The sequence below is a fragment of the Candidatus Pelagibacter sp. genome (assembly GCF_052049855.1).
Classification (GTDB): domain Bacteria; phylum Pseudomonadota; class Alphaproteobacteria; order Pelagibacterales; family Pelagibacteraceae; genus Pelagibacter.
Map to the genome: position 1 here is coordinate 589,611 of NZ_JBNGZE010000002.1, position 18,598 is coordinate 608,208.

At 30.4% G+C, this 18,598-nt stretch carries 18 protein-coding genes; 2 read left to right on the top strand and 16 right to left on the bottom strand.

From position 1 onward, the window contains the following. Nucleotides 1–10: 10 nt before the first annotated feature. Together ACTT9X_RS05310 and grxC are read left to right on the top strand one after the other, a co-directional pair. The gene (locus ACTT9X_RS05310) at nucleotides 11–307 is read left to right on the top strand and encodes a TIGR03643 family protein (RefSeq protein ID WP_440907558.1); all 297 of its coding nucleotides are present in this window, start codon (nucleotides 11–13) and stop codon (nucleotides 305–307) included. A gap of 3 nt (nucleotides 308–310) precedes the next feature. After that, nucleotides 311–568 (top strand): glutaredoxin 3, encoded by a 258-nt coding sequence (gene grxC / locus ACTT9X_RS05315; RefSeq protein WP_440907557.1) that lies wholly within the window; start codon nucleotides 311–313, stop codon nucleotides 566–568. Here grxC and ACTT9X_RS05320 read toward each other — a convergent pair. The 16 genes from ACTT9X_RS05320 to ACTT9X_RS05395 form a co-directional block, all read right to left on the bottom strand. After that, nucleotides 565–1,797, bottom strand: a complete 1,233-nt coding sequence (locus ACTT9X_RS05320; RefSeq protein ID WP_440934600.1) for a YbiU family protein — start codon at nucleotides 1,795–1,797, stop codon at nucleotides 565–567. The two genes, grxC and ACTT9X_RS05320, sit on opposite strands and share 4 nt — an antisense overlap. Nucleotides 1,798–1,802: 5 nt before the next feature. Beyond that, nucleotides 1,803–2,177, bottom strand: coding sequence for a peptide-methionine (R)-S-oxide reductase MsrB (gene msrB / locus ACTT9X_RS05325; protein WP_440934601.1), 375 nt, complete (start codon nucleotides 2,175–2,177; stop codon nucleotides 1,803–1,805). Then, nucleotides 2,174–3,073: a histone deacetylase family protein gene (locus tag ACTT9X_RS05330; RefSeq protein WP_440934602.1), complete on the bottom strand. Its 900-nt coding sequence runs from the start codon at nucleotides 3,071–3,073 to the stop codon at nucleotides 2,174–2,176. Before ACTT9X_RS05330 ends, msrB begins: the two co-directional genes overlap by 4 nt. 2 nt (nucleotides 3,074–3,075) lie before the next feature. Continuing rightward, complete coding sequence (locus ACTT9X_RS05335) at nucleotides 3,076–4,026, bottom strand: D-2-hydroxyacid dehydrogenase family protein (protein WP_440907553.1); 951 nt, start codon at nucleotides 4,024–4,026, stop codon at nucleotides 3,076–3,078. Further along, nucleotides 4,019–4,921 (bottom strand): DMT family transporter, encoded by a 903-nt coding sequence (locus tag ACTT9X_RS05340; protein ID WP_440934603.1) that lies wholly within the window; start codon nucleotides 4,919–4,921, stop codon nucleotides 4,019–4,021. Before ACTT9X_RS05340 ends, ACTT9X_RS05335 begins: the two co-directional genes overlap by 8 nt. Then, nucleotides 4,922–6,163: an NAD(P)/FAD-dependent oxidoreductase gene (locus ACTT9X_RS05345; protein ID WP_440934604.1), complete on the bottom strand. Its 1,242-nt coding sequence runs from the start codon at nucleotides 6,161–6,163 to the stop codon at nucleotides 4,922–4,924. 43 nt (nucleotides 6,164–6,206) lie between these two features. Next, the gene (rodA, locus tag ACTT9X_RS05350; protein ID WP_440934605.1) at nucleotides 6,207–7,331 is read right to left on the bottom strand and encodes a rod shape-determining protein RodA; all 1,125 of its coding nucleotides are present in this window, start codon (nucleotides 7,329–7,331) and stop codon (nucleotides 6,207–6,209) included. Then, nucleotides 7,332–9,254: a penicillin-binding protein 2 gene (gene mrdA, locus ACTT9X_RS05355; protein ID WP_440934606.1), complete on the bottom strand. Its 1,923-nt coding sequence runs from the start codon at nucleotides 9,252–9,254 to the stop codon at nucleotides 7,332–7,334. Further along, the gene (gene mreD, locus ACTT9X_RS05360; protein ID WP_440934607.1) at nucleotides 9,241–9,765 is read right to left on the bottom strand and encodes a rod shape-determining protein MreD; all 525 of its coding nucleotides are present in this window, start codon (nucleotides 9,763–9,765) and stop codon (nucleotides 9,241–9,243) included. Before mreD ends, mrdA begins: the two co-directional genes overlap by 14 nt. Then, complete coding sequence (gene mreC / locus ACTT9X_RS05365; RefSeq protein ID WP_440934608.1) at nucleotides 9,765–10,613, bottom strand: rod shape-determining protein MreC; 849 nt, start codon at nucleotides 10,611–10,613, stop codon at nucleotides 9,765–9,767. The genes mreD and mreC overlap by 1 nt, the downstream gene beginning before the upstream one ends. A 5-nt stretch (nucleotides 10,614–10,618) precedes the next feature. Beyond that, nucleotides 10,619–11,653 carry a rod shape-determining protein gene (locus tag ACTT9X_RS05370; RefSeq protein WP_440934609.1) on the bottom strand — a complete coding sequence of 345 codons (1,035 nt, stop codon included), beginning with the start codon at nucleotides 11,651–11,653 and terminating at the stop codon, nucleotides 10,619–10,621. Beyond that, complete coding sequence (locus tag ACTT9X_RS05375; RefSeq protein ID WP_440934610.1) at nucleotides 11,653–13,224, bottom strand: 2-isopropylmalate synthase; 1,572 nt, start codon at nucleotides 13,222–13,224, stop codon at nucleotides 11,653–11,655. Before ACTT9X_RS05375 ends, ACTT9X_RS05370 begins: the two co-directional genes overlap by 1 nt. A 101-nt stretch (nucleotides 13,225–13,325) precedes the next feature. Continuing rightward, nucleotides 13,326–15,008 (bottom strand): dipeptide ABC transporter ATP-binding protein, encoded by a 1,683-nt coding sequence (locus ACTT9X_RS05380; protein ID WP_440934611.1) that lies wholly within the window; start codon nucleotides 15,006–15,008, stop codon nucleotides 13,326–13,328. Next, a complete protein-coding gene (locus ACTT9X_RS05385) occupies nucleotides 15,005–15,943 on the bottom strand; it encodes an ABC transporter permease (protein ID WP_440934612.1) in 939 nt (312 codons plus the stop codon). The genes ACTT9X_RS05380 and ACTT9X_RS05385 overlap by 4 nt, the downstream gene beginning before the upstream one ends. Then, nucleotides 15,927–16,910 carry an ABC transporter permease gene (locus ACTT9X_RS05390; RefSeq protein WP_440934613.1) on the bottom strand — a complete coding sequence of 328 codons (984 nt, stop codon included), beginning with the start codon at nucleotides 16,908–16,910 and terminating at the stop codon, nucleotides 15,927–15,929. Before ACTT9X_RS05390 ends, ACTT9X_RS05385 begins: the two co-directional genes overlap by 17 nt. A gap of 61 nt (nucleotides 16,911–16,971) precedes the next feature. Further along, the gene (locus ACTT9X_RS05395) at nucleotides 16,972–18,534 is read right to left on the bottom strand and encodes an ABC transporter substrate-binding protein (protein ID WP_440934614.1); all 1,563 of its coding nucleotides are present in this window, start codon (nucleotides 18,532–18,534) and stop codon (nucleotides 16,972–16,974) included. Nucleotides 18,535–18,598: the final 64 nt, after the last annotated feature.

Genomic DNA, 18,598 nt, shown 5'->3' on the forward strand with positions numbered 1-18,598 from the left:
TAAAGGATTTATGAAAAAAAAAGGTCACAGGCCAATTACTAAAGTCAAAAATCCAGAACCCAAAATGGACGATCCTGATTGGATCATTTGGGCAGCCTGGGCAGATAGGATAACTTTTGAGGAAATTGAAAAAAAAACTGGGAAGAAAGAATCTGATGTAATTAAAATTATGAGAAGGTCTCTAAAACCATCATCTTTCAGATTATGGAGAAAAAGAGTAAATCAAAAAAGTATAAAACACCGCAAAAAGTTTGAATACTCTAGAAAAGAAATTACTAGTAAAATTAAAAAAGGTGATTATTTATAATTCATGAAAAAAATTACAATGTATACAGGTCCCTTTTGCAATTATTGTGAAGCTGCTAAAAGATTATTGGCAAGAAATAATGCAACATATAATGAAATTGATATTTCAAAAGTTGATGGAGCAATGGATGAAATGATTAAAAAAGCAAATGGTAAAAGAACAATTCCCCAGATCTTTTTTGATGAAGAGCATATCGGTGGTTATGATGAAGTTAGAGCATTAGAAAAAGAAAATAAACTACAAGATCGTCTAAAAAATTAATTCCAATCTTCTAAAGCTAATTGTTTCTTAGCTAATAAACTTAAATCTCCTATTTTAATTCTACCTTTGTAATTGATCTCATAATCTTCAGGAGCAAAGTCAGGTGGGCTCTTGCCTTCTAAAAATTTTTTCGATTGTTTTATAGTATAATCTAGGTTTTTTTTACAGTAAGGTGTTGCACCAACATAAACTACATTAGAATAATTTTTACCTGAATGTTTATCTTCAACAGCATGCACAACATCAGGATGCCACCAAACTGTATCTCCTGGTTTCATCTTTGGAATTGAAACTAATCCCTTTAAAAGTAAAGAATGATATTCATTGTTTACAGATAAAGCTCTACCTAATTTTGATCCACATAGTTCATTTTTTGGAACATCATCTTGTAAAGCTCGTGTTAAAACATATGCAATACCTTTTGAGATAGGTATTAATTGTAAAGTTCCATCACTTGGTCCTTGCTCAGTTAATGCTGTCCATCCTTGAAATGTTCTAAAAACATGAGCAACCGCTGGAGACTCAAATTCTTTTGTTTTGTCTCTATATTTTGCATCGAATGGATCAAATTTTTCAAAACTATCAGCAAATATTTTTTTGTAAATTTTTTGATAAAAACTATCAGTCCACCTCTCAATGGATCCAGCATCACAATGAGGAGATAAACCTAAGGTATTGTCTCCTGGCTCTCTTCTCCTTACTCTATCTGCATAAGATAGTTCTTTATTTGGATTAAAGACTTCATATTCATCATTTTTATAAAGCCAAAGATTATTTAACCATTTCTTAACTTTAGCCATTTTCTCCGAATGTCTAATTTCGATTTGAGCTTTTGACCAATAAAGACCATAAATTTGAGGTTTTGCAGATTTCAGATCACTAAAATATTTGTCTAAATCAGACTTTTCCTGTTGATCTTCATAGTAGTTATTTTCATCAATATATTTTTCTAATTGAGTATTTAGTTCAAAGATCGCTTTATCCTCAAATACATTCCTTATTATAAGACATCCTCTTTTTTTTACATTTTCTATAAAATCAATATTTGGTTGATCTAACTCACTGAAATCAATTTCTGGAATTACAGCTTTTTGAGAATTTTTTAATTGTTGTATTTTATCTACTTCAGATTTAATAAAATTTTCAATTTTAAGGAAATTTTGCTCATAGTTTTTTGAGAGACTTTTTAAGTAATTTTTTACATTGTTTATATCAATATCTTCTAACATTAAATTTAACTCTTTGGTTTGAACACTAAACAAACTCCGTTGTTACAAAATCGCTTACCAGTTGGTTCAGGTCCATCATCGAATATGTGACCGTGATGGCCTCCACATTTTTTACAATGATATTCAGTTCTTGCGTATCCTATGTGGTGATCTGTTTTAGTTTCAAATACATCAGGCAAAGATTTGTAAAAAGAAGGCCAACCCGATCCACTTTCATATTTAGTATTTGAGTCAAATAATTTTTCATCACAGTTTGCACAATGAAAACTTCCCTCCCTTTTTTCGTTATTAAGTTCACTTGATCCAGCACGTTCAGTGCCTTCCTCGAATAAAATTAATTTTTGCTCAGCGGTTAAATTTGGATTTATTTTTTTTGTCATGATCCTATATATTTAGCACAAGATTGATGTAACATTGAGTGTAATTCAACAAGTTTATTAAAATCTTTATTATAACCACCACCCAAAACTCCACAAAATGGTATTCGTCTAGAAAAAAAGTTTTCTACTACTAGCTCATCTCTTAATTTAATACCCTCATCAGAAATTTTTAATTTACCTAATCTATCATTAAAATGAATATCAACACCCGCTATATAAAAAACAAAATCAAAATTTTCTTGATTAAGCTCATTTAAATAATGTTTAAGTGTTTTTATATAAGCACCATCCTCCAAATTGTCTTCTAGCTCTACATCTAAATCACTGTTTGATTTTTTTGCTGGATAGTTAGTTTTAGAATGCATACTAAAAGTAAAAACACTTCTATTATCTTTAAAGATTTCTGAATTTCCATTTCCTTGGTGAACGTCTAAATCAACAATCAAAATTTTATTTGCTAAACCTCTATTGAGTAAATAATGCGCAGCAACTGCTACATCGTTAAATACACAATAACCTGCTCCACCATTATAACTTGCATGATGGCTACCTCCTGCAGTGTTACATGAGATACCATAATTGATTGCAAGTTTAGATGCTAAAACAGTACCGCCTGTAGCAACTAACGACCTTTGAACAACACTATCTACAAGTGGAAATCCAATTTTTTTAACTCCTTCTTTGCTTAAAGTTTTATTTTTAATATCTAAAATATAATTTTTTGAATGTGCGTAGCTTAATGTTTCAAATGAACAGGCTGAAGGTTTATGAAATTTATTTACTATTTTTTTTTGAGTTAAGTAGTTTGCTAGCTCTCCAAATTTATTAATTGGAAATTTATGATCATCACCAATTTTAGCAAAATAATCCTCGTGATTAACAACAGGTAGCTCCATTTTTACTCTAGCACTCTAATAGGCTTTCCATTCACACAAGCCTCTAGTCCTTCAATCATTTGGTTGTAAAAAATGCTATAGTTTTCAGCTGTTACATAACCTATGTGAGGAGTAAGAAGCGCATTAGGTAAAAATCTAAGTTTGTTATTCTCTGGTAGAGGTTCTTTATCATAAACATCTATACCTGCACCAGCAATTACATTTGTTGATAAAGCAATAATTAAATCATCTTCATTTACAATAGGTCCTCTTGAAGTATTTATTAAAAAAGCTGTTTTTTTCATTTTATCCAATTCTTTTAAAGTAATGCAATCTTTGTATCTTGCTCCTCCTTGAACATGAATTGAAAGTACATCAGAATTTGTAATTAAATCTTCTTTGCTGCAAGGTAATACGTCTAATTCTTTACATTTATCTAAGCTCAAGTTTTCACTCCAAGCCATTACTTGCATTCCAAATGCTTTTCCAATTTTTGCAACTTCTGTACCTACTCTGCCTAGACCAATTAAGCCTAGGATTTTTCCTTTTAATTCTACTCCGATTGTAGTTTGCCAATAACCTTGATACATATTGTCAAACTCCTCTTTAAAATTTCTAGCTAAACCAAGAATTAGCCCCCAAGTTAATTCAGGTGTTGGGTTTAAATTTATATCTGTACCACAAACTGTAATTTTTCTTTTCTTTGCAGCTTCTAAATCAACAGATCTATTACGTAATCCACTTGTGATTACAAATTTTAAATCATTTAAATTATCAATTAAATTTTTTGTGATTGGAGTTCTTTCTCTCATTATTAATAAAGCTTCAAAATCAGCTAGCTGATCAATTGCATCAGCCTCGTCTAAAAAAGGTTCACTAAAAATTTTAAACTCGTATTTCCCAGATAATTTTTCTAAATCTACGAACTGTTGAGCAACATTTTGGTAATCATCTAATATAGCAACTTTAAGCATTTTTAACTTTCTTATTTGATAACAATATTCCTGTAATAATAAAACAAGCGCCTAAAATATGATAAAACATAAATTTTTCACTAAAAAAAATCATTGCCATTATTGCGCTTAATATTGGCATTAAGTGTAAAAAAACACCAGAGCGATTAGCACCAATCATGGATATTCCTTTTATCCATAAAAGAAAAGATGCCAAACCTGGAAACAAAACTACATAGGATAAAATTAAAATAAAAGGTAGTTCTAAATTAATTCTAAACCCAATTTGATATTCAATAAAATAAACTGGTATTAGAAATACTAAACCAAAAGTAATTACTACTTGAAGTAATGATATTTGAGATAACTCATATTGTTTTCCCTTTAATAAAGTTGAATATAATGCCCATGAAAACATTGCTATAACCATGGTTATGTCCCCTTTATTAAAATCTAAATTTTTCAATATCTCAATATTTGCTTTTGTTATAATCATAATTACACCTCCAAAAGAAAATACTACCCCTATAATTTGAAAAATATTTGTCTTTTCAATTTTTAAAATTGAAGAAAACAACATGATCATCACAGGTATAGTTGAAATCATTAAAACTCCACTAATCACCTGAGTAAAATTTAATGAATAATAAACAATTGAATTAAATACCGTTATACTAGTAACTCCCAAAACAATAAAAAGTTTATAGTTTTTAATTATATAGTTTCTCTTCTCTAATATTTCAGGAATTGTAAAAGGTGCTAAAATTAACCAAGCAAAAAACCATCGATAAAAATTTAATGAAAAAGGTGGAACTTCATAAAAACTTGCAAGTTTACCTACTACAAAATTTCCTGCCCAGAAAGTTACTGTTAAAAATAGATATAAATAAGCTAAAAAATTATTATCTTTAGTCACTTAACTAAATCTAAGCGAACTATAAGGTTTTAAATCTAAATTTGTATTTTCGTTCGCTATCATCCCTGAAACAATCTTTCCAGAAATTGGACCTAAAGTCCATCCTAAATGATGATGCCCAAAACAATAATAAATATTTTTGTAATTTTTTGATGGCCCCATAACAGGTAAAAAATCTGGTAAAGTTGGTCTAAAACCTAGCCATTCGTCCTCATGCTCTGGTAAATCACCAAGCATGTATTTTGCATTATTTATCAAATTTTTAACTCTTGATTTAGATAATGGATTATCTAATCCACCAAATTCTACAGTTCCAACAACTCTTAAACCTTGTTCCATCGGTGTAATTCCAAATCCACGATTGGAAAATATTACGGGTCTACTTAATAAATGATCACAATTTTTGAAATGAACATGGTATCCACGCTCTGTATCTAAGGGTATTTTTTCACCAAGATTATCTGTTAATTTTTTTGAAAAAGCCCCACAAGCTATTACTGCTTTATCAAAAACATAACTTTGAGTTTCAGTTTTAAAAACTGGTTTTTCTTCATCAAAAATAATATCTTTAATATTTACTTTGTTAAATTTTCCACCTTTTTGCAAAAATAAATCAAACAATTTTAAAAGAATTTTTTTTGGATTTCTTGCATGTCTTGCATAAGGATAATATACACCAGCATGGTAAAATGGTTTAATATGTGGTTCAAGATCGTGTATTTCGGCTTTAGTGACTAATTGTTGTTCAACTCCTAATTCATCTCTAACTTTAATTTCTAATTCTCTACTTTTTAGATCTTTATCGTTCCATATATATAGAATTCCTTTGTTTTCAACCAAACCTTCTAGGTTTATCTCTTCAAATAATTCATCATATGCGGGTAAAGCTAGATCTAAAATTTGGTGCATATTTTTAGCAGTATGCATCATCTTAGTTTTAGTAGTATTCATTATAAATTTTATAAACCATGGAATCATTTTAGGAACATAATTCCATTTTAAAGCAAGTGGACCTGAAGAACTAAGCAACATTGCAGGCACATCTGCTAGAACATCAGTTCTGTTTAAAGAAAGAGATGCATATGGTGAAAAGTGACCTGCATTACCATAAGAGGCGGCTTGGCTACCTGGGTTATCCCTATCAAAGATAGTTACATCGAAACCTTTTTTTTGAAGAAACAAAGCATTAGACACACCTTGAATCCCTGCTCCAACTATTCCTACGTTAGTATTTTTATTCATAGGTTTGTTATACAATTAAAAATTAAATTAAGAGAGTGACAAATTATGCAATCATTTGTTTATGATTAATTTTTGCACTCAATACTATACCAAATCCAATCATAGTGGCTAACATTGAAGAACCACCATATGACATTATTGGTAATGGAGAACCAACTATAGGTAGCAGACCCAAAACCATAGATAAATTTACTACAATATAAATAAAAATTGCAAAAGCATATCCAAAACAAAAAAGTCTTGCAAAATTACTTCTTGAGATGGACCCTATTCTTATAATTCTAAAAATTATAATTGAGTATAATATTAGAAGTCCAACTGAACCAACAAACCCAAACTCTTCTGAGAATAAGGTGAATATAAAATCCGTATGTTTTTCAGGTAAAAAATCTAAATAACTCTGTGTCCCTTTTAAAAAACCTTTTCCATCAAGACCACCTGAGCCAATTGCTATTTTTGATTGTATAATTTGGTATCCTGCACCCAATGGATCTCTATCTGGGTCTAAAAAAGTAAGTATTCTTAGTTTTTGATAGGGTTTTAAGAAAGAAATTATAAACGGCAATGAAATTAAGAAAGTAATAAATGAATATATAAAATATTTAATTTTTACCCCACCTAGCCATAATATAATTAATCCACTCAATGCAATAAGTATTGAAGTGCCAAGATCAGGCTGAGAAACTACAAAAATAGTAGGAATTATTATAACTGACAAAACAATTGTAATACTGGTGAATGAATTTACATTCTCAATTTTCAATCTGTGATAATATTTAGCAAGACACATTATAATTGCTATTTTCATTAATTCAGAGGGCTGAAGTACGAAAAAATATACATCCATCCATCTTTGTGAACCTGAGGCCTTAATCCCAAAAAATGAGACGTAAATTAATAAAAGCATTACTATGAAATAGATAATATAAGAAAAATTGTGCCAAAATTTTATGTTAAAAAAAGCAACAAAAATCATTAATGGAAAAAAAACTGCAAGTTTTAAAAAATGATTTTTGGTATGAAATAGTATTTCGCCCCCATCAGTAGAATACATAACCAAAACACTTATTACAGAAAGTAGGGTAACAGAGATTAACAATGTATAGTCTAAGTTTTTTATTTTTTGAAGTAATGTAATCTCACTATTCAATCTATCATGCTGAAACATTTAAATTGTAATCCTCTCAAAATTTGATTGTTTGTTTCTTAATTCATGTCTATCAATAATTAATTTAAATAATTTTTTTGCTATAGGTGCTGCTGCCTTACTTCCTGAGCCACCGTGCTCTATAATTATACTTAAAGCATATCTTGGATTTATATAAGGTCCATAAGCAACATATAACGCATGGTCTCTATCTTTGTAAGGTATTTGCTCTAATTCTAAATCTAATTCTCTTTCTCTTTTACTTATTTTCTTAACCTGTGCTGTTCCAGTTTTTCCTGCAAATTGATACTTGGGATCATCAATTCTTGATTTATAAGATGTTCCAAATCTTTCATTTGTTGAAGCAAACATAGCTTCTTGAACAATTTTAATATTTTTTTTGTTTTTAAATAGCTTTTTGTCTAATAGAGAATCAGAATTTGAATCAAATAATAACCCACTTTCCATTGATTGTTTTGCATCCTCATAAGAAATTGGATTACTATCGACAATTATCTTAGGTTTGATTGCATATCCACCATTTGCGATTTGTGCTGTCATCATGCAAAGTTGTAAAGGCGTTGATTGTATGTAGCCTTGGCCAATACCTGTTATTAGAGTTTCACCTAATACCCAACCTCTTCCAAGATTATTTTTTTTCCATTTTGTATTAGGGAATAGCCCTTTTTTTTCATTATCAAAATATTCACCAAGTACTTTTTTACCTAAACCAAACTTTTCAGCTGTAATATTTAATCGATCAACACCTAACAATCTTGAAACTTCATAAAAATAAGTATCACAAGATTGTTTCATTGCATTTTTCAAACTAACCCAACCGTGTCCCTTTTCTTTCCAACAATGAAATGTTTGTCCATATAACTCCATCTTTCCTGTACATTTAACTTTAAACTTTGTATCAATAACATTGTTTTCCAATGCTGATAGAGCAACTATTGGTTTTATAGTTGAACCTGGAGAGTATAGGCCTGAAAGAGTTTTATTAATTAACGGTTTTAAAGGATTGTTTCTAATTAATTGCCATTCATCTTGACTTATACCGAATAAAAATAAATTTGGATCATAAGACGGAGATGAATACATTGCAATAATGTCACCTGTATAGATATCCATTACACTTATTGATCCTGCTTTTTCATTTAACAATTCTCTGCAAGCTTTTTGTATTTCTGTGTCTACAGTTAAACGTATTTTTGATCCTTGGTTTCCTTTTTGATGCTCAAGTTGATTAATTCTTTTGCCGTAAGCATTAACTTCATATCGTTGAATTGCATTTGTTCCAATTAAATGATTTTCAAGTCTCTTCTCTAAGCCTAATTTTCCAATTTTCATCCCAGGTACAAATCTTTCTTGGATGATTGGATTGTTTAAAATTTCTTTTTCATTTGGTTGACTCACATATCCAAGAACGTGAGTGTATACATCATTGAATGGATAGTTTCTAGAGATTGTCATAACAGGTTTAACACCTACAAGATCGTATAAATAATTATTTATTTTTACAAATTGACTCCAGCTTAAATTTTCAGATACAATAATACTATCCCACGGTTTTAACTCTGCTTTTAATTTATTTATTCTTGCAATTTTTTTATCGCTTAGATTTAAAAGATTTTTCAATCTAACTAATAAATAATTGAAATTCTCAACTTGCTCTGGAATTATATGTAATTGGTAAACTTTCAAATTACCTGCAATAACATTTCCAAAATAATCAACTATATTTCCCCTTGTAGGAGGGAGTTTCCATTCTCTAATTCTATTCTTGTCTGAGAGTGTGAGATATTTTTTATTTTCATTTATTTGAAGAGAAAATAAGCGGGCAACGATACCAGCAAATACTACTATTTTTGCTGCTCCGATTATGAACATCCGCCTATTAATCACATCTGTTTTTCTTATTCCTGAATTAGATTTGATCATTTGTTTGAAATGAAATTCTTTCGTTTAAAAAATTAAAAAATACAAAAAATATAGGATAAAATAAAAAGGAAAATCCAGAATTAATTAAATAATTAGTGTAATCAACTTCAATTAAAAAAACTAAATCCAAAATAATTATTTGAATTGAGTTTATTAATAAAATTGTAAATAATAATGATATCCAGTCTTTCATAAAGTTTGGAGTTAAAGTAATATTTCTTATATAAGCTGTTACTGAACAAAGAATAAGGTAACAGAAACTACTTATTCCTATTGGTATTCCAATTACAACATCATTAATTATACCAGCAAAGAAGATTGCAAGATAACCAAGTTGATCTGGATTTCTTAATGTCCAAAAAAAAATTAAAAGATGAACAAAATTAAAGGCAAAATAATCAAGTTTTAAGTAATTAAAATCAAATTCATTAAATACAGAGAAAAATAACATTATTAAAGGAAGATAAGATAAAACAATTCTAAAAAAAGGACTTTTATTTAGTGATGACATTATTCTTCTCCGCCAGATTTATAAGAGACTATTTTTACATAACTCAACTGAGTGAAGTCAGAAAAGAAATTGACAATTCCATTTGAGCTAATATTCATTTTTCCAATTGGAATTCCAGGTTTAAATAAACCTCCAAGACCAGAGGTATAAACTACTCTTTCTTTTTCATTTATCTCTTTTTTAGAAACATACTGAGTATGTTCAATTATTCCAAAATTTTTTCCAGTTCCAGAAACGACAGTTTGTACATCATTAGGGGCTAATACAGAAGGTATTTTGCTATTAAGATCAGATAATAACAATGCTCTAGAGTTAGTATAATTTACCTCAATTATTTGTCCAACGAGATAAGCGCCATCAACAACAGCCATTCCAATTTTTACTTTATCTTTTGTGCCTTTATTTAATACTACCGATTTTAAATATGGACTGTCTTTATCAATTAAAACCCTGGCAAATATTTCTTGTGAATTTATACTTTCATCAAGTAACTCTCTAAGCCTTTTATTTTCTGAAACTAAAAACTCATTTTGTAATTTAAGTTGCTCAGAATCATCTTCTTTAATTAATTCTTTCTGATGATTTTCATATAAATTTATATGTAATTTAAGTTTGGAAGTTATTTCTTCTAATTTATTTTCTGGAATAGATACAATATAAGAAGTTCTATAAATTACTTCATTAATTCCTAATTTAACAAATTGTATTGCTTTAAAATTAAGATTACTTAAGACAATAACAAAAATTGATATAAAAATTAGAGTGAGTAATGAAAATTTTTGTTTGTCTTTTTTTTTTAAAAAAGCTGACCTGATGGCAATTACAAAATCATCTCTGCCAGTAGCCATTTTTCCTAATATTCAGATAACATAGTAGAAAAAGTTTCTTCTTGATCCAAAGCTTTACCCGTGCCAACAGCAACACAAGATAATGGATCATCTGCTATATGAACTGGTAAGCCTGTTTCTTTAGAAAACCTTTTATCAATATTTTTTAACAAAGCACCACCTCCTGTTAAAGTTAAACCCATATCAACTAAATCAGCTGACAACTCAGGTGGTGTGTTTTCTAATGCATCTTTAATTGCACCAACCATTTGTTTCATTATATCATTTAGTGCTTCTGCAGTATCTTCCTCTGTAATATTAACTTCCTTAGGTGTACCTGATCTTAAATCTCTTCCTTTAACTGGATAAGTATTTGTTCCAGTTGGAACAGCTGTTCCCATTTCCTTCTTTATTTTTTCAGCAGTAGTATCACCAATTAACAAATTATATTCTCTTCTCATATAATCCACTATTGCGGTATCCATTGAGTCGCCTGCAACTCTTAAAGATTTTGAATAAACTAATCCACCTAAAGACATGACTGCAATCTCACTTGTGCCCCCTCCGATATCTACAATCATTGAGCCAGTTGCTTCAGAAATTGGAAGATTTGCTCCAATAGCTGCTGCGATTGGTTCTTCAATTAATTGAACCCTTCTTGCACCCGCTGCTAAAGCACTATCTTGAATAGCTTTTCTTTCAACAGGAGTTGAGCCAGTTGGTACGCAAATTAAAATCCTGGGATTAGCAAATGTACTGCCTTTATGAACTTTTTTAATAAAATGTTTAATCATTTCTTCGGTAACTATAAAATCTGCAATGACACCATCTCTTAAAGGTCTAATTGCACTAATATTACCAGGAGTTCTTCCAAGCATTGTTTTCGCTTCATCTCCTACTGCTAATACATTTTTTTTACCACCTTGATCTACTATTGCAACAACTGAAGGTTCATTAAGAACTACACCTTGACCCTTTAAAACTACAAGTGTATTTGCTGTTCCAAGATCAATTGCCATATCTTGGCTCCATATTTTTTTAACACTGCTAAATAATCCCATTATATCCCTCTTACTTTCTGACTTTCTTGCTCCATTGGAGCTGTTTTATCTCGCTTAATTATCATTTTGTTTAATGCATTTATGTAGGCGTTTGCTGATGCTACTAAAGTATCTGTATCAGCTGCTTGACCTACGGTTGTTTTGCCTTTTTCCTCAATTTTCACACTCACAGTTGCTTGTGCATCTGTTCCCTCTGTAACTGCATGAACTTGATAAAGTTGCAAGTTAACATCATGAGGATAAAGAGTCTTTATACATTTGAATATTGCATCCACTGGACCATCTCCAGTTTCTGTTGCATTTTTGACATCTCCATGAACATCCAAAGTCATTTCCGCTTTCTGTGGTTCTCCTGTTCCAGCAAAAACTTTTAATGATTTAAGAGTAATTGCATTTACTTTGTTATCTACGATTAAACTATCATCTACTAATGCAATAATATCTTCATCATAAACATGTTTTTTCTTATCTGCTAGGACCTTGAATTTTGCAAACGCATTTCCAACCACATCATCTGTTAAATCTGGATAACCTAAGCTGTTTAATTTATCTTTAAACGCATGTCTTCCAGAATGTTTTCCCATAACCAATGATGTTTGTTTGACACCCACACTTTCAGGCGTCATTATTTCGTAGGTTTGTCTATTTTTTAACATTCCATCCTGGTGAATTCCTGCTTCATGTGCAAAAGCATTTTTTCCAACAATAGCTTTGTTATATTGAACAGGAAATCCTGTTGCGTTTGAAACAATTTTAGAGGCTTTACTTAAAAGTGTCGTATTAATTCCAGTATCATAAGGCATTAAATCAGGTCTTGTTTTAATTGCCATCACAACTTCTTCAAGTGCAGCATTTCCTGCTCTTTCACCTAAACCATTTATTGTACACTCAATTTGCCTTGCCCCAGCTTGAACGCCAGCTAATGAGTTAGCGACTGCTAAACCTAAATCATTATGACAATGAGTTGATAAAATTGCTTTATCAATGTTTGGAACTTTATTTAATAAAGTTTCTATAATTGTAGTAAATTCAGATGGTATTGTGTAACCAACTGTATCAGGAATATTAATTGTTGTAGCTCCATTTTTAATTGCAAGCTCTACAGTTTTACACATGTAATCCATATCAGTTCTTGTTCCATCTTCACAAGACCACTCAACGTCATCAGTAAATTTTCTTGCATAAGCAACATGTTTTCCAATTGATTCATAAACATCCTCTGGAGACATATTTAATTTATGCCTCATGTGTAATGGACTTGTAGAAATAAATGTATGTATTCTAAATCTTGGCGCATGTTTTAGAGCTTCATAAGCTCTATCAATATCTTTTACTGAATGTCTTGAAAGTCCTGCAGGAATAGAATTTTTTAAAATTTTACTTACTTCTGAAACAGCTTCAAAATCTCCTGGTGAAGCTATAGGAAAACCTGCTTCAATTATATCGATACCTAATTCATCAAACACTCTAGCAATTTGAATTTTTTCCTCTAAACTCATAGACGCACCTGGCGATTGCTCACCATCACGCATAGTAGTATCAAATATAAACACTCTATCTTTATTGCTCATAACTAAAATTTTAGAAAAACTATAATACAATCTATGAGAGAGATTGCAAAATAATTTGTAAAATAATTATTTTTAATAGACCATTTTAGGCTTACAAAAAATTAATTATAAATTGACTCAATTTTAGGCATTAACCTTAAAAGTTCTCTTGTGTATTCATGACTGGGTTTTAAAAATAAATCCTCAGTATTTGAAACCTCACACAATTTTCCATCTTTTAATACTCCAATTCTATCACACATTTGTCTAACAACCGGTAAGTCATGACTAATGAATAAAATTGTTAAATTTAATTGTTCTTGAAGATCTTTAAGTAAATTTAATATTTGGGCTTGTATACTTACGTCCAAAGCAGAGGTAGGTTCGTCACAAACTAAAAGTCTTGGTTGTGTGGCAAGTGCTCTTGCAATTGATATTCTTTGTCTCTGTCCTCCTGAAAATTCATGTGGATATCGATCCGCAGATTTTTGAGTTAATTCTACAGACTCAAGTAAATCATAAATATAATTATTTAAATCTATATTTGATATTGATGGATTATGAAGTGTAATCGGTTCTGCAATTATATCTTTTACTTTTAATCTTCCATTTAGCGAAGAATAAGGATCTTGAAATATCATTTGAATTTGTTTTCTAAATTTCATTAATTCGGATCTTTGTTTTATTTTTGTAATACAAACGTTGTCAAAGAAGATATCTCCAGAAGAAGGTTTAAATAAATTTACAATCATTTTTGCAATTGTAGATTTTCCACTTCCGCTTTCTCCTACTAAGCCAAAAGACTCACCTTCTTTAATATCAAAAGAAACACCATCAACAGCCATTACAGAATTCTTAGAACTTTCTGTAAAAAAATTATCGTCAAAATTTTTACTAAGCCTTTTTATCTGTACTAAACTTTGATCTATTATTTCTTTTTTTGTCCATCTATTTAATATTTTGATATTATTTTCTTTTTTGTCACTGTTTTCTTTCTCAACTATTACAAATCTTGAAATTTTTTTGTTAGTTGGTGGAACTGAACTTACTAAGCTTTTAGTATAATTTTCTTGTGGTTTAGTTAATATTTTTTTTGTTTCACCAATTTCAACTAAATTGCCACTTTTCATAACTGCAACTCGGTCTGCAGTCTCAGCTATAACCCCCATGTCATGAGTAATTAAGATAACTGCAAGATTTCTTTCTTTTGTTAATTTTTTAATTAGCTCTAAAATCTGAGATTGAATTGATACATCTAATGCTGTTGTTGGTTCATCTGCGATTAATAATTCTGGCTCACAACATAGAGCTAAAGAAATTACTACTCGCTGTCTCATTCCTCCTGAGAATTGATGGGGATAATTATCAAATCTTATTTCTGCATCTTTTATGCCAACCTCTTTCAATAGATTTATAGATTTATTTTTTGCTTGCTCTTTACTCAATTTAAGATGAGTTTGAATTGTTTCAATTAACTGTTCACCTACAGTTAGAATTGGGTTAAGTGAAGTTTGAGGATCTTGAAATATCAGTCCAATTTTATTTCCTCTATATTTAACAATACTTTCAGAGTTTTCATGAATGTTAAGATCACCTAAAATAACTGAGCCACTAGAAACCTTACCTGGTTCATCTATTAAATTAATGATAGCGTTTCCTACTGTACTTTTTCCTGAACCAGACTCTCCAACTAATCCTAAAATTTCTCCTTTGTTGACCTCAATGTTTACATTCTTAGCAGCGTTAACTGTTTCTTTTCTCATTTGGTAATCAACACTAAGATTATTAATTTTTAAAAATGTCATTTTTTTAATTTTGGATTTAAAGTATCTCTCATCCAATCCCCTAATAAATTTATTGAAAATGCTAAAATAACTAAGAAAATTGCTGGAAAAAAAGTAATCCACCATTCTCCAGAAAATAAAAAGTCATTACCAAGTCGTATCAATGTCCCTAAAGAAGGTGTTGTCGGGGGTACGCCAACTCCTAAAAAACTTAAAGTAGACTCGGCTAAAATAGCCAGTGCTAGACCAATAGTTCCTATTACCAAAACTGGTCTTAAAATATTTGGTAAAATATGTTTAAACATTATAATTATATTCGAAACTCCAATTATTGTTGATGCTGAAACATAATCTTTATTTTTTTCAACTAAAGTTGCGGCTCTAGAAACTCTTGCAAATTGTGGCCACTCAGAAATTCCAATAGCAAATATTAAAACATAAATTGCCATTTCGTCATGCATTTCTCTTGAGATTAATCCTCTTGCTATTCCGTCAACCAACAATGCCATCAAAATACTTGGTACTGTTAACTGAACATCTGTTAATCTCATTACTATCATTTCGTATTTTCCACCAAAAAATCCAGCCGTTAATCCCAACCCAACTCCAAGAATTAAACTAAAGATTATTGCAGAAAAACCTACAATTAGAGAAATTCTACATCCGTATAAAATTGTAGATAACATATCTCTTCCTTGTCCATCGGTGCCTAAAATAAATCTAGCCAGACCATCCTCTGTCCATGATGGTGGTGTGAATGCATCCATCAGTGATAGAGACGAAGGGTCAAAAGGATTATAAGGTGTTATGAGTTCAACAAAAAAAGAACAGAAAAAAATTATAAACAAAATAGTAGATGATACAATCGCAGTAGGAGAATTAATAAAGCTATGATAAATATCACTATCTTTAATTCTTTCCCAAGTACTTAATGATTTGTTATCCACTCGCAACATCTCCCTTAACTCTTATTCTTGGATCAATTAAATAATAAAGAATATCGACTATAAAATTTATCATCACGAAAACAAAAGCTATAAAAACTAAATATGCTGACATGATTGGTATATCGACGAATTGTACTGCTTGAATAAATAAGAAACCCATACCAGGCCACTGAAAAACAGTCTCAGTAATAATTGAAAAAGCAATTAGAGTTCCAATATTTATTCCTGCTATAGTTATTACTGGTATCAATCCATTTTTTAATGCATGTTTATATTTTATACTATTTTCACCAATGCCTCGAGCACGTGCAAATTTAATATAATCTGTTTGTAATATTTCCATCATCTCTGCTCGCACAAGTCTGATGATATAAGTCATTTGGAAAAGGCTTAATGTTACTGAAGGAAGTATAATTGCTTTCAGTCCTGAAACTGTTAAGAAACCTGTTGTCCAAAAACCTAAATCAACAACTTCTCCTCTTCCAAAAGAAGGTAGTATTCCTAAGATTACTGCAAACAAATATATAAATAATATTCCAATAACAAATGTTGGGAGTGAAACTCCCAATAAGGAGATGGCTAAGACAAAATCACTTAAAAAGCCTTTCCGATTTATACCTGTATAAACTCCTAATAATGTACCAGTTACAAGTGCAATTAATGCTGAAATAACTACTAGTTCAATAGTAGCTGGTAATCTTTCAACAATTAATTCTGAAACAGGTCTTCTTAATTGATATGAAATTCCAAACTCGCCCTTAGAAGCATTAACTATAAATCTTGAAAACTGTATATGAATTGGATCCATCAAACCTAATGTTTTTCTTAATTCTGCTCTTTCCTCATCAGAAGTCTCTTCTCCAACCATGTTATTAATTGGATCTCCAACAAAATTAAATAAAGAGAACGACACAAAGGCGACAACCAACATCACCAAAGCAGATTGAAACAGCCTTTTAAAAAAATATTTTATCAATTTGTGAAGGTTTAAATTTACAAGCCCTTTAAAAATTTAAAGGGCTTGTAATAATTTTTAATTAGTTAAAACTAGCAGTTCTGAATAACGGTTCGTTATTCGGTCTGATAGGAACATTAACATTGCTTTTAGATGCCCAAGAAATTACTTGGTGATGTAAAGGAAGATAAGAAATATCATCTTTTACAATTTTCCAAGCTTTTGCAATTGCAGCATTTCTTTTATCTAAATCAACTTCACCTTCCATAACTCTAATTGCAGCATCAACATCAGCGTTACTAAAGTTAACTTTGTTCCAGCTAGCACCAGTTTCATATAGATAATGGAAAACATAGTGACTATCTAAAGTTGGAACACCCCATCCTAGCATATAGAAATCACCTTGATCATCTTTAAGTTCTTTGAAGTGTTTACTTTTAGTTTGAGCAAATAAGTTGACATTAACTCCAATTTTACCCAACATTCCAACAACAGCAGTACATATTGCCTCATCATTTACATATCTGTCATTAGGACATCTAAGTTCAACATCAAAACCATTAGGATAACCCGCATCAGCTAAAAGTTTTTTTGCAGCATTAACATCGTAAGGTAATCTTTTATCAAGATCAGCTGTATATCCATTTACACCTGGGAAAGTTATAATTCCTGCTGGTTCACTTAAACCTCTCATAACTTTTTTCTTGATAGCTTCAATATCAATTGCTTGATAAAGAGCTTGTCTTACTTCTTTTTTCTTAAATGGATTATCACCTGTATTACCAGTTCTTAATTTGTCAGCTTCTTGATCCATACCTAAGAAAATTGTTCTCATTTGAGCTGTGCTTTCAACTTTGTGACCTGAAGAAGATCCAATTCTTTTTAAGTCTTGAACAGGAGCATCAGTAACTATATCAATTTCACCAGATAATAAAGCTGCTACTCTTGTAGCTGCATTTTTAATAGGCATTAATTCTATTTGAGTTACTTTTTTGTCCTTCATTTCACCCCACCAATGTTTATTTCTTTTAAACACTGTCTTGGTATTAGGCTCTCTTAAAGTTATTTTAAAAGGACCAGTTCCCATAGCATTAGTAGCAGAGAAAGTTTCTTGTCCTGCATCCCAATTTTGTGGAGACATTGCAAAGTTTTTCTCTGACCAAGCTTTAGACATTATAAAAATGTTAGATAATTGATTCAAAAGAATTGGGTTAGGTTTACTTGTAGTTATTTTTACTGAGTAATCTCCAACCGCTTCAACATTTGAAATTGTGCTGATGTATTCTTTAAAATCAGATGTTCTTTGCTTGGCTCTTAGTATGCTAAAAACAACATCTGCAGATGTCATTCCAGAGCCATCTGAAAACTTAGCATCTTCTCTTAAAGTAAAAATCCAAGTATTTGGATCAGTAGCTTTCCATTTTGTAGCTAACGCAGGTCCTATTTTCATGTCCAATCCTCTTTGAACTAGAGCTTCATAAACTTGTCTAGACACTTGTGTAGTTGGACCTTCGTTTTGTGCATGTGGATCTAGTGTTAAACTGTCTCCTTGCATAGACCATTTAATAGTTTTCGCCCATGCTGAAGAAAATCCGAATACTAGAACTAATGACAATAGTATTCTTACTATATTTTTAGTCTTCATTATTCCCCTCATTTTTAAAATTTATTTAAAAAAGTATAAGTGAAATAATTGAATTATAGTAGTA